Origin of the sequence: Arenicella chitinivorans (assembly GCF_014651515.1) — a bacterium.
Lineage (GTDB): Bacteria > Pseudomonadota > Gammaproteobacteria > Arenicellales > Arenicellaceae > Arenicella > Arenicella chitinivorans.
In genome coordinates, this window is record NZ_BMXA01000001.1 from 923,238 (window position 1) to 935,487 (window position 12,250).

Here is a 12,250-nt window from a genome sequence, read left to right on the forward strand (position 1 = left end):
CGGCCCAAATAAAAAAGACACCCAAGGGTGTCTTTTTTATTTGGTGGAGGCGGCGGGGATCGAACCCGCGTCCATAAGCCCTCCGCTCATCGGATCTACATGTTTAGTTTGTCTTTAGTTTAGCCCTGACCAACTGGACAAACGCACTCGGTCTAGGGTGAGTCGACTTGCGTTTTAACGGCAGCTTAATCGACACAAGCTACGCGCGATTTCATGTGAGATGAGATCTCGAATCCGAAGCCATGAACAACTCTGGTGAGACCCTAGCGGCCTAAGCTGCTAGTGCGTAGTTATCGTCGTTTGCAACTATAACTTTTGCAGCTGGATTTAAGAGTCAAGCCACAATGCTCTACATGCACCGAAGGTTTCGCGACCCATGTCGAAGCCATGTCGCCCCCATTTTCTTGCATTAAACAAAAGCGCGTGGCGCTGGTGTTTGGAATGTGTTCGAAATTGGGTGTGCCAATCGGGTTACGCAGTATATGGGGGCGTTTCGCAGGAATCAAACAGAATTTGCCAATTTAGTCGCCGGGCGAGGAGTGCTTGGCTGCGGTGAAGATCACCAGCCTGTCGCCCTCATAGGTGTTACTGCGGGCCTGAAGCGCTATCCAAAAAAGCGCAAACGCAGGTCTTCTCGGCCACCATTGGGACCCGCATACGTTAATTGTGCTAACCAGAGTTCCGCTGTCGCCAGCGCATCAATTACGGCATTGTGTGCTTGATAACTTGGCAGGTTGTAGCGTTGTCGACAGTCGTGCAATCGCAGAGACGCACCATCCAGTCGGTTTTGGCGTGACAGTTTTAATTGCTCGTTGCGTAGTGTGTCGATCACGAGGCAGTAGGGCCGTACACCGTAAATCTGTTCGCAGGCAGTATTTAAAAAACGCATGTCGAGCGGCGCGTGGTGTACGACCAATACACGACTGCCGAGTTGGAACAACAGCGCATCCAATACCGTATTCAGTGCCTTGCCGGACGACAATACCGTGTGGCTAATCTTGTGAATGGGGCCGGATTCAGACAAGTCCAGCTGCGCTTCATTGCTTGCCACATAGTGATGCTGAGCACTGTCGTGGCAAATTTGGCCATTCTCGATGACAACCCAGCCAGCACTGAGAATGTGATTCTGTTCTGGGTCCAATCCAGACATCTCTAAGTCCAGAACCAGGTAGTCGCATTGCCAGGCAGCGTGATTCGGGTGCGGCAAGGCGGTTGCTAGATAGTTGCGCATGCTGTCTTGAGACGCCAACTTTTGTGCTTTACGGCGTCGCCGGGTCATCCGCGTGTGGGCAATCGACTCAAACATGCTCTGTTAGAGACCGCTGGAATACGTTTGTTTCAGTCCGCTTTGCGCGTCTCGCACCACGCGAAAGGCGTCCTTCAAATGGCGCACGGTTAAGGCGCTAAAATCCTTGGGGCGTAGATGGTTGTCAGGTATTTGACTGCGCTTAAGTTGCTCACCCTGATGCAGTAAACGCTGATGTGCTATGTACTCATGCGCATCCAGCAGGTTTTTGCCGTCGCGCTCGTTAATCGCGTTCATAGTGATTAATGCGTTAAGGCGATCACGGGTGTTGACCGCAGAGACGCCATGCGCCAAGGCATGTATTCTGGCGATGTCGGTGATCGGCATCATGCCGCGTTTTTTAATGTCGAGCGTGTCTTTGTGTTCTCCGCTGTTATCAACCACCAGCTGCTTAAAAAAGCCCAGCGGTGGTGTGAGCTCAATGGCGTTTTGTGTCAGCATGGACAAGAAAATACTGTTCCCGCGCGCGGCTGGCAGTATCGTGTCCTGCAGTTCGGCTAGCAGTGTTTCGCCGCCTTTGCTGGTGTAAATATCTCGCAGATCAAAGAAGATGCTGGTGTGCATCAGGGCGTGCGTGGTCGGTTCCAGAATCCAATTCTTAAACGTATCTTGCCATCCGTGCAGCGGCATTCGCCATTGCTTGTTCTGCGCCATGACATCACCTGGACAGTAGACGTAACCGCATGCATCCAGTCCGTAGTTGACGAATTTGGCCAGTGCCTCGAAATAGGCGTCGTGTTCAGGGCTGGCGCGATTGTCGAGCAGTAGGCCGTTATCCTGGTCGGATTTGGCGGATTGGTCCTGACGCCCCTGCGACCCAAATGCCAGCCACACAAACGGCACTGGTTCGGGACCCAGTCGGTCTTGGGCTAGCGTGATTAGGCGTCGCGTCAGCGCACTGGTCACCGAGGTTAGAATGCGTCCAAGATCGTCAGCACGCACATCCATCTTAATTAAATACAACAACAATTCGGGAATCTGGGCAGTAATGGTTTGCAGATTTTCGACATCTTTGCTTTTGTGAATCTGGTCAATGATTAACACCGGATCCGCGCGTTGTAGACGAATCAAATCACTGAGTGTGACCATCGAGATGACCTGGTTCTGGCGCACCACCGGCAGATGCTTGATCTGGTGCCGGCTCATGGTGATGGATGCCTCGTGCACCATGGATGCGTGGTCTATTGTGATCGGTTGTTTGGTCATGACTGCGGAAATGGGGGCATGGATGTCGACTTGTTTTGCAATAACACGTTTACGGCAATCTTTGTCGGTAAAGATACCAACCAGTGTGTCGCCATCCATGACCAGCAATGAGGCAACGTTTTCGGCGGTCATTGTCTGAGCGGCATCATAGATGCTGGTGTTTGGTGACACCGAGATCAGGCGCGGCGACATGATCTCGGCAATCCGCGTGGCCCATGCGCTGTTTTCTTTGCGTCGTGATTGCCCGACCCGCAGTCGTTTCTCGAACGCTTGATTAAAGAACAGGTCGAACTCCGCGCTTTGAGCGCGTAACTCGCGAAATGCCTGTTGATCAAGGCGGTGTAACAGCCCGTCTTCGTAAACGTGCAGCGTATGGCCCTTAGAGTCACCAGTTAGGAGCGACAGAAAGCCAAAGAATCCGCCGATACCGACGCGATCAATCAGACTGCCATCGGCGTCACGCACATCGAATGTGCCGGCACGCACGATAAACAGCGTTGGGCTCTCGTAATCGAGGATTTGCTCTTCGCTATTAGCACGATGGTAGGTGGTCTTCATTTTACGCGCCGCGTCGATCAACACGTCGTTTGGGAGTTGATCGAATGGACGAACATCGGTCAGAAAATCGATGATCTCCTGCAGTTCGGGCGGCGTATTCGCTGGCGTATTCATAATTCGCGCTACGGCAATTAGGGTGACTTGCAATCACGCTAGCACATTTGGGTTGCTCCTCGATAGGCGCGGATCTAAGACTTTAGTCTTAGTTAGACTATTGGCTAATAGCGTTCAGCATTGTGCTTGGTCATAGTGACCAAACTACACTAATAATGCGAGGAAACCACCATGAAGAGAACTCTGATAGCAAGCTTCTGTCTTGGCTTGTCAACCCTCACTGCTGCCCCGAGTGCAGCATTGGCTGCCGACGCGGAACTTGAACAACGTGTTAAGCAGATGGAGCAACAGTTACAGGAATTGAAAGCGTTGTTGCAGAAAGAAAAAGGTGAGCGTGCTGCACAGGTCGGCGCGGTCAACGATAAGGTTGCCGACGTCGCGAAAGCGGCTCCAAAAGACAATTTAAAGATTGGTGACAACACCACGCTGTCCTACGGTGGTTTTATAAAAGTGGACGGCATGTACAGTGATTACAATGATGGTCCGCGTCCGGCCAATATTGGTGATGAGATCTTGGTCCCAAGTACCATCCCAGTCGGCGGTGTCGGCGAGGGCGCACAATTTGACTCACACGTTAAAACGTCTCGATTCTTCTTTAAGACGGCGACCAATACGGATGTCGGTGTGATCAAATCGCACGTTGAACTTGATTTTCTTAGCGGCGGCGGTGATGAGCGGGTTTCAAACTCAACCAATCCGCGAATTCGTCACGCCTTCTTGGACTGGGGATACTCAGACAATGCGTCGCTACTGGTTGGTCAAACTTGGAGCACGTTCTTTAATGTTGGCGCATTGCCCGAGGCGGTTGATTTTATCGGCCCTACGTCAGGCACCATCTTTAATCGCCAAGCGCAGATTCGCTGGACCAAGAAACTTGGATCTGGCTCATTCATGATGTCGGCAGAAAATCCCTCGACCAGTTTGTCTGATGGCGGTTCTGGTATTGCGGCGAGTAATTTTGATGACAATGGTGTGCCCGATATCGTGCTTCGCTACAACGGCGCGTCTGGTGGCCACTCTTATGCTGTTTCAGCACTGGGTCGCGAAGTTAGCTATGATGACGGGAGTCTGAGTGAGAATGAATTTGGCTTTGCTTTGAACCTTGCGGGTAAGGTGGTGTTTGCGAACGGGAATGACATTCGCTATTCGATCGCGCACGGTAATCTGGGTCGGTACATCGCATTAAATGCGTTCCGCGATGGCGGAATTGATGCCGCTGGTAATCTTGAGCTGACGGACATTACCGGGGGTTACATTGCGTATCGTCAGCTGTGGTCAGACAAGTTGCGCAGTACGTTCCAGTATGCGCTCTCGACCGCGGATCTAGCACCGGGGTTGGCTTCCAGTAATACTGAAACCGTCGAAAACTTTGAAGTTAATCTGATGTATTCACCAACACCCAAGCTGACGTTTGGCGGCGCCGTTATTAAGGCTAGCCGAGAACTGGAAAATGGCTTGGATGGCGAACTCAACCGATTCCAAGTAACCGCAAAGTATGCATTCTAACAAGTTGACCTAGCGCTTCCTATGCGCCAGCGGCGCGGAGTCTTAGAGATCGAGGTAGGATAGATTCCTACCTCGATCTTTTTTTATCGCGACTCGATTTTCCGTATGCCACGGTGACGTCGACCAGTCTGGTAATGTATTCTGTTCGCCTACGCCGAGCGGAATCCCCAAAAACCTACTATGCCAACGAGGGTAAATGTTTAACGTCGAATCCATCGCCATTATTGGGTTTGTGTACATATTTGCGCTGTTTCTGATTGCGTATTATGGCGATTCACACCATCACAATCCCGACATAAACAGCAATGGCAACCTGGTGTATGCCTTGTCGCTGGCGGTGTACTGTTCGTCCTGGACCTTTTATGGCGCGGTTGGTACAGCAGCGGTGGATGGGTTGGACTATTTAGCCATCTATCTCGGCCCCTGTTTGGTGTTCGTGTTTGGTTACCCCTTGGTGCGGCGCATGATTCTGATCTGCAAGCAGAACCGTATCACATCTATCTCTGACTTTATTTCCAGTCGTTTTGGTAAAGATCGCCGGATCGGTATTCTGGTTACCATCATTGCCGTGTTTGGGTCTTTGCCTTACATTGCTTTGCAGCTCAAAGCAGTGTCGATGTCGTATCTGGTTCTGGCTGGATCGTCGAGCACTGCGGCCAACATTTCTGGTCAGTTTCTCTCTGACAATGTTGCGCTCGCCACTGGGGCCGTGTTGGCTTTATTTACCATTTTGTTTGGCACTCGCCACTTGGATGCCAGCGAACACCACAAGGGCATGATCCTGGCCATCGCATTTGAGAGTGTGGTGAAGTTGATTGCTATTCTGGCGGTGGGCTACTACGCAGTGTATTTACTGCTAGACAACAGTTCTAACCAAAATGTGTCGCAGTTCGTATCCAGTGCGTCGGTGAGTAACGCTCTGGCCGAAGATAAATCGACCTGGGCCAGTTTTATCACCAAGACGCTACTTAGCATCAGCGCCATCCTGCTGCTGCCACGGCAGTTTCAGGTGGCAATCGTTGAAGCGCGCGACTATCGCCAATTCAAGACCGCCATGTGGATCATGCCGGTGTATCTGATTCTCACCAGCGTGATCGTCATTCCCATCGCCTTGAGCGGCATGGTGTTGTTGCCCGACAACCCGCCGGATCTGTACGTGTTATCTCTGCCGTTAAGTGCGGACAATTCGACGCTGGCAATGGTGGCATTTATTGGTGGACTGTCGGCGGCTACGGGTATGGTGATTGTGGCGGCAATCAGTCTCAGCACCATGGTGTGCAATGACTTGGTCATGCCGTACCTCATCAATCTCAAACGGCTGGACATTCTGCGCCGAGAGAATCTCAACGAGATTGTCTTAATGATCCGTCGTATTGCCATTGTGGGGCTTATCGCAGGCGCCTATGGCTACTATATTTTGATCGACAATAACGCCCAGTTGGCCAACATTGGGTTGGTGTCGTTCGCTGCGATTGTACAGTTTCTGCCAGCGGTGCTGTGCGCCTTGTATTGGCAACGAGCTAACCGCAAGGGTATTTTCTGGGGGCTGATTGGTGGCGCGTCTTTGTGGACGTATACCTTAATGTTACCAACGATTCTGAGCGATGCGGTGGTACTCGCCTGGTTCGGTGATAATGCACTATTGCATCCGCAGCACCTGCTCGGGATCGATATGGGCAATGCCTTGACGCACGGCGTGGTGTGGAGTCTGGTGGTCAACGTCAGCTTGATTCTGTGGTTTTCGCTGCGTGAACCGCAGACAGTGATAGAACGTATACAAGCCAGCCGCTTTTACCATGCGGGCACCAATCGTTTGCCGGACCCGAGCATTACCGGGCATCAGACATCGTTGGTCCACCCGGACGCGCTACGAATTCTGGCGGAACCGATTATCGGTGTGCGCAATACCGATGCGGTGTTTCGCCAGTATGAATCACGCTTCGGTGTGGAGGTTTCTTCCAGTGCGCAGGCCGATCGACAACTGGTTGCGCTGGTGCAGACGGCAATTGCCGGTGTGATCGGCACGACCTCTGCGCAAAAGGTGATCTCAGACACCTTGCTGCATGACGACGATTACCTGGAAGAGGTCACTAATTTTGTCGATGAAACCTCCAGCGTTCTGCAATTCAATCGCAACCTCTTGCAAACCACCCTGCAGAATATTACGCACGGTATTTCGGTGGTGGATGCGGACCTTAATCTCGTCATCTGGAATGATCGTTATCTGCGATTATTCGAATACCCGGACGACCTGATTTATGTTGGCAAACCGCTACGCGATGTGCTGCGGTATAACGCTGAACGTGGTGATTTTGGTAGCAAAGATCATGCAAGCGAGATCTCTAAGCGGTTACGGTATCTGCAAAAGCGGGCGTCGTACTCAATGGTTCGTAACCGACCGAATGGACGCATTATTAAGTCCACTGGTGAGCCGATGCCTGGTGGCGGGTTCGTTACAACCTATGAGGACATTACCGACAGCGTGCGTGCTTCCGAGTTGTTACGGCAGGCGAATGAGGAATTGGAGGATCGCGTACAGGAACGCACGCGTGAGTTAGAAGTGTTAACCGAGGAGTTGCGTCGCAATACCCGAAGCAAAACCCATTTCTTAGCGGCCGCCAGCCATGATCTACTGCAGCCCATTAATGCGGCCCGACTCTTCACACACAGTATTGCCGAGCGTCGAAATGAGCCAGAGGCGGTCGAGAAGCTGGCCCAGAGTTTGGATCAGTCTCTGGTTACAGCAAACGAATTATTGCGCGCGCTGCTGGACATTTCCAAGCTGGATTCCGGTGGTATCCAGCCGGAACCGACTGAATTTTGTCTGCAGCATTTTGTTGCTAATTTGTTGGATGAATTGCAGCCGAGCGCCAACGATAAAGGCGTCAACTTGAGCCATGAGGTCGCCAAGGTGACGGTGCGTACCGACAAACAGTTGTTGTTCTCGGTATTGCAGAACCTGGTGGCCAACGCGTTACGTTACACGCGTGCGGGCGGCTCTGTGGTGGTCAAAACCGACCTGCGAGAAGGCGGTCGCGTGGCATTGAGCGTGTGCGACACCGGCGTTGGTATTGCTGAAGAACATCTAGGTAACATTTTCACCGAGTTCTATCAGATCAAATCTGGCAATAAACAGAACGCGCGCGGGTTAGGGCTTGGGTTGTCGATCGTCAAGCGGATCAGCCGGCTGCTGGAATTAAACGTGTCGGTTAACTCCAAGGCCGGCGAAGGCAGCGTATTCACGGTCGAGCTGGACGTGCGTGAGTCCGTCGCACTGGCGCCAACAATGACGTCGGATGTGATTTTGACCGACGTCGAGCGGCTGGAAGGTGCCCGTATCTTATGTCTGGACAATGACCAAAGTGTTCTAGAGGCGATGCGCACCTTGCTCGAAGGTTGGGGTTGCGTGGTCGAGTCCGTGAGTACCTATAAGCAAGGGCTGCGATTGATCAGTTCACAGCCGTTTGACGTGCTGTTGGCAGACTATCGATTGGATTATTCAGAGACCGGATTGGACTTTCTCTGCATGGCGACTGCATTGGAAGATACGCAGCCGGCGGAAGGTGTGCTGGTCACTGCTGAACAAGACAAATCTCTGAGTTCTAAGGCACAGGGGCTTGGGTTTTACTATCTTGCGAAACCGATTGAACCAGAAAGCTTGCGCAATTTACTGATCCAGATTCTGGGTGGTGGCGCGCGTGAACAAGAAGCGGGGTAGTGGTATCCCTTGCGTTAAACAGACGGAGCACAAATGAACGAAACTTTTAATGTTGTCATAGCACGAGCGGCGGAAAACGGGACAACCGTTACGCTTGAAAAAATGTCAGTGGCCGACTTGCCTGAGTACGACGTCCAGATCGAGATTGCGTATTCGTCACTCAACTACAAAGACGCACTTGCGGTCACGGCCAGTGCGCCGATCTGCCGACGGCTGCCGATGGTCTGTGGTATTGATTTGGCTGGCAAAGTTGTCGAGTCTAACTCAGCCGACTGGCAGGTTGGCGACCGGGTGTTAGTGAACGGATTTGGTCTCTCAGAAACAGAGTGGGGCGGCTATACCCAACGTCAGGCTGTAAAACCGGAATGGTTGGTGCGCACACCGGATGCCATCAGTGAGCAACAGGCCATGGCTATCGGCACCGCAGGTTACACTGCGATGTTGAGTGTATTAGCCTTGCAAGATCATGGCGTGACGCCTGTATCCGGACCGGTCTTGGTAACGGGTGCCTCGGGTGGCGTCGGGTCTGTCGCCATTATGTTGTTGGCAAAACTTGGGTATGAGGTGACCGCGGTGTCTGGGCGCGAGTCAATGCACGACTATCTGCGTCAACTGGGTGCCAGTGCACTGCTGCCTCGGGATGCGCTGAGTGCTCGGTCACGACCGCTGGAAAAAGAGCAATGGGCGGCGGCGATTGATTCCGTTGGTGGTCAAACTCTGGCGACTGTCCTTGCGCAAACCAAACGTGATGGCATTGTCGCGGCGTGTGGGCTGGCAGGTGGCAGTGATTTGCCAGCCACGGTTATGCCATTTATTCTGCGGGGCGTTACCTTGCGAGGCATTGATTCCGTCATGGCAAGCCAAGCGCATCGCCAGCGGGCCTGGAAGGCACTCGCGTCGACACTCGACTTTGACCAGCTGAAACTGGCAACCAGTGTCAAACCAATGAGCGAGATCCACAGTCTGGCGGCGGATTTGCTTGCTGGTCAACTGCGTGGACGCGTGGTCATTGATGTCAATGCTTGATCCGCTGTTTAACGCAGGCTTGGGTATTTGGCTTGGTGTTGTTGCGCAAACAACACCGCTTGCGTGCGGTTATTGATTCCAAGCTTCTTGAACACACTGGTGATATGCGCTTTGACGGTCGCTTCTGAAATTGCTAGGTCGTACGCGATTTGCTTGTTCAATTTGCCTTTTCCGACCTCGATCAACACCTTTAACTGAGACGGTGTCAGGCTGCTGATGCGTGACACTGCATCGGCCTCTGGGTCCGGGGTCTCTACCTGCAAATCAATGTTTGCTGGCAAGTAGGTCTCTCCATTGAGAACAGCTTGAATGGCATGTTTGATTTCATTCGGGCCAGACGACTTAATGATATAGCCCGTTGCACCATGTCCGATGCAAGTACGGATGACCTCGGCTTCCTCGTGCGCAGACACCACCACAATCGGTAAATCCGGGTGCATTTTCTTAAGCAATGCAAGATCAGTGAGGCCATTGGAATCAGGCATATTCAGGTCGACAAATGCGAGATCGAATGCGGATTTCGACAGCGCTTGCTGCGCTTCTGAATAATCGGTGGCTTGTTGTAGAGAACAGTCTGGAAGCGTCATCGAGATGATGCTAGCCAGTGCTTCGCGAAAAAGCGGATGATCGTCGGCTATTAAGACTTGGTACGGCATAACGTTACTATAGCGAGGCGCATAAGCTTCTGGCAAGTGGCCTACTACTATTGTCGAATACTCGGTATTCAACAGGCGGCGTACACTCCTAAGTCCTACAATAATATAGTGATGGAGAAAATAGCCATGAAAGACAAAGCTGAGGCTTATTGGAAAGCCAATGTGAGTTTGATCTTGAAGCTGCTAGCAATTTGGTTCGTGGTGCCGTTTCTGGGTGGTATCGTCTTCGTAGATACGCTTAATCAATTCAGTCTTGGCGGCTATCCGCTTGGGTTCTGGATCGCTCAGCAGGGCTCAATTTATATGTTCGTTGTACTCATCTTTTATTATGCAAAGAAGATGAGTGACCTAGACGACGAATTTGCGGTTGGAGGTGAGTAGTCATGGCATTACAAACCTTAACTTACATCGTTGTTGGGTTAACCTTCGCGCTCTATATTGGTATTGCCTTTTGGGCTAGAGCCGGTTCCACCAAAGATTTCTACGTTGCCGGCGGTGGTGTACATCCCATTTCTAACGGCATGGCCACGGCGGCGGATTGGATGTCTGCGGCGTCGTTTATTTCGATGGCCGGTCTAATCGGTTTCTCCTATCAGGGTTACGGCGGCTCCGTGTTTCTGCTGGGTTGGACAGGTGGGTACGTGTTGCTGGCCATGTGCCTCGCACCTTACTTACGTAAATTCGGTAAGTTTACCGTGCCGGAATTTATTGGCGATCGATACTACTCCAAAGCAGCACGTATTGTGGCTGTTATTTGTTTGATTATCGCGTCGGTGACGTACGTAATTGGCCAAATGAAGGGTATTGGTGTGGCATTCAGTCGCTTCCTTGAAACCACATATGAAACTGGTTTAACCACCGGCATGGTGATCGTATTCATCTACGCTGTTTTAGGCGGCATGAAAGGGATTACCTATACTCAGATCGCACAATATGTGGTACTGATTTTCGCCTACACCATTCCAGCGATCTTTATTTCTCTGTCATTGACGGGTAACCCTATCCCACAACTGGGTTTGGGCAGCACTCTGTTGTCCGATGGCACGTACGTGCTGGATAAGCTGAACCAAGTGGTGACCGAACTCGGGTTTGCAGAATACACGACTTCGACCAGGGGAAGTACGCTGAATATGTTTGTGTACACCATGTCGCTGATGATCGGTACGGCGGGTCTGCCACACGTGATTATTCGATTCTTCACCGTACCCAGTGTCAAAGACGCACGTAAATCTGCCGGTTGGGCACTGGTGTTCATCGCCATCTTGTACACCACAGCACCAGCGGTTGCCGGTATGGCGCGTTTAAATCTGATGAGCACCATTGAGCCAACGCCTGGTAACTATCTGGCCTATGACGAGCGGCCGCAATGGTTCAAGAATTGGGAAAAAACCGGTTTGCTTGAGTATCAAGATAAGAACGGCGATGGCCTGATTCAATACAGCGCAGATAAAGCCGTGAATGAAATGGTTAAAGTTGATAACGACATTCTGGTGTTGGCGAACCCGGAAATTGCAGGTCTGCCTAACTGGGTTATCGCTTTGGTAGCAGCAGGTGGTTTGGCCGCGGCCTTATCCACAGCGGCAGGTTTACTGCTGGCGATTTCATCCGCGATCTCACATGACTTGCTCAAGGGTGTATTTCGACCTGATATCTCAGAGAAAGGCGAATTGAATGCATCTCGGGTCGCCATGGCCTTTACGGTATTGCTGGCCGGGTATCTAGGATTTAACCCGCCGGATTTCGCAGCTGGGACCGTGGCGCTGGCATTTGGGCTGGCCGCGTCGTCTATCTTCCCGGCGCTAATGCTTGGTATTTTCTACAAACGCATGAATACCGCAGGCGCAATCGCAGGTATGTTGTCAGGTATTGGGGTAACGTTGTTCTACGTGTTCCAGCATAAAGGCTTCATGTTTGTGCAAAGTACCGCGTTCTTGGGTGATATGAGCCCGAACTGGTTCCTCGGCATTGAGCCAAATGCATTTGGTGCAGTTGGTGCGCTGGTTAACCTGATCGTGGCCGTGACCGTCTGCAAACTAACCGCAGAACCACCACAAGAAATCCAAGAGTTGGTTGACTATGTACGGTCGCCACACGGTGAAGGCACAGCAGTGTCCCACTAAGCCAGTATGACTCGATGCAGGGGGCTGCACGTCGAGTCAT

8 protein-coding genes and 1 other RNA gene are annotated in these 12,250 nt (G+C 51.9%); 5 read left to right on the forward strand and 4 right to left on the reverse strand.

Annotation, left to right across the window (positions count from 1 at the left end; genetic code table 11):
• Positions 1 to 41: 41 nt before the first annotated feature.
• From ssrA to IE055_RS04045, 3 genes are all read right to left on the reverse strand, one after another.
• Positions 42 to 398: a transfer-messenger RNA gene (gene ssrA / locus IE055_RS04035) on the reverse strand.
• A gap of 206 nt (positions 399 to 604) precedes the next feature.
• Complete coding sequence (locus IE055_RS04040) at positions 605 to 1,306, reverse strand: exonuclease domain-containing protein (RefSeq protein ID WP_189398698.1); 702 nt, start codon at positions 1,304 to 1,306, stop codon at positions 605 to 607.
• A 6-nt stretch (positions 1,307 to 1,312) separates the two neighbouring features.
• Positions 1,313 to 3,184, reverse strand: a complete 1,872-nt coding sequence (locus IE055_RS04045; RefSeq protein ID WP_189398699.1) for a DUF294 nucleotidyltransferase-like domain-containing protein — start codon at positions 3,182 to 3,184, stop codon at positions 1,313 to 1,315.
• Positions 3,185 to 3,355: 171 nt separating this feature from the next.
• Here IE055_RS04045 and IE055_RS04050 point away from each other — a divergent pair, with 171 nt between their 5' ends.
• The 3 genes from IE055_RS04050 to IE055_RS04060 all read left to right on the forward strand — a co-directional run bounded on the left by IE055_RS04050 (position 3,356) and on the right by IE055_RS04060 (position 9,434).
• A complete protein-coding gene (locus IE055_RS04050) occupies positions 3,356 to 4,690 on the forward strand; it encodes a DcaP family trimeric outer membrane transporter (protein ID WP_189398700.1) in 1,335 nt (444 codons plus the stop codon).
• Between the two features lie 196 nt (positions 4,691 to 4,886).
• Positions 4,887 to 8,408: a PAS domain-containing hybrid sensor histidine kinase/response regulator gene (locus IE055_RS04055; protein WP_189398701.1), complete on the forward strand. Its 3,522-nt coding sequence runs from the start codon at positions 4,887 to 4,889 to the stop codon at positions 8,406 to 8,408.
• A gap of 33 nt (positions 8,409 to 8,441) precedes the next feature.
• A complete protein-coding gene (locus IE055_RS04060) occupies positions 8,442 to 9,434 on the forward strand; it encodes an MDR family oxidoreductase (protein WP_189398702.1) in 993 nt (330 codons plus the stop codon).
• A gap of 8 nt (positions 9,435 to 9,442) precedes the next feature.
• Here IE055_RS04060 and IE055_RS04065 read toward each other — a convergent pair whose 3' ends face one another.
• A complete protein-coding gene (locus tag IE055_RS04065) occupies positions 9,443 to 10,090 on the reverse strand; it encodes a response regulator transcription factor (protein WP_189398703.1) in 648 nt (215 codons plus the stop codon).
• Between the two features lie 126 nt (positions 10,091 to 10,216).
• Between IE055_RS04065 and IE055_RS04070 the strand changes: the two genes are divergently transcribed.
• The gene (locus tag IE055_RS04070; protein WP_189398704.1) at positions 10,217 to 10,471 is read left to right on the forward strand and encodes a DUF4212 domain-containing protein; all 255 of its coding nucleotides are present in this window, start codon (positions 10,217 to 10,219) and stop codon (positions 10,469 to 10,471) included.
• Positions 10,472 to 10,473: 2 nt separating this feature from the next.
• Complete coding sequence (locus IE055_RS04075) at positions 10,474 to 12,210, forward strand: sodium:solute symporter family protein (protein WP_189398705.1); 1,737 nt, start codon at positions 10,474 to 10,476, stop codon at positions 12,208 to 12,210.
• The last annotated feature ends 40 nt before the right edge of the window (positions 12,211 to 12,250 follow it).